The sequence below is a fragment of the Arcobacter sp. CECT 8989 genome (assembly GCF_004116715.1).
Classification (GTDB): domain Bacteria; phylum Campylobacterota; class Campylobacteria; order Campylobacterales; family Arcobacteraceae; genus Halarcobacter.
In genome coordinates, this window is record NZ_PDKE01000045.1 from 1 (window position 1) to 625 (window position 625).

A 625-nucleotide genomic window follows, 5' to 3' on the forward strand; every position below is an offset into this window, starting at 1 on the left:
GGTTTTATTGATGGCCTCATCCACACGCAGCAGCGTCTGTTCATCGTCGTGGCGGCCCATAATAATCTGCCGGTCAATCAGCCAGCTTTCCTCACCCGGCCCCCATCCCCATACGCGCATTTCGTAGCGGTCCAGCTGGGAGTCGATACCGGCGGTCAGGTAAGCCACACGGTCAGGAACGGGCGCTGAATAATGCTCTTTCCGCTCTGCCATCACTTCAGCATCCGGACGTTCGCCAATTTTCGCCTCCCACGTCTCACCGAGCGTGGTGTTTACGAAGGTTTTACGTTTTCCCGTATCCCCGTTCGTTTTCATCCACTCTTTTACAATCTGCACCCAGGTGGTGAACGGGCTGTACGCTGTCCAGATGTGAAAGGTCACACTGTCAGGTGGCTCAATCTCTTCACCGGATGACGAAAACCAGAGAATGCCATCACGGGTCCAGATCCCGGTCTTTGCGCAGATATAACGGGCATCAGTAAAGTCCAGCTCCTGCTGGCGGATGACGCAGGCATTATGCTCGCAGAGATAAAACACGCTGGAGGGGTCATCCGGCGTCCATTTGAGGCCAAACGGCGTCTCTTTGTCGCCAAATTTAAGATACTGCTCCTCCCCGCAATGCGGG

1 protein-coding gene is annotated in these 625 nt (G+C 55.2%); it reads right to left on the reverse strand.

The window, feature by feature from the left end; translation table 11 throughout:
- A partial coding sequence (locus CRV02_RS14340) for a terminase gpA endonuclease subunit (RefSeq protein ID WP_164969020.1) occupies window positions 1–625 on the reverse strand: 625 nt, incomplete at both ends.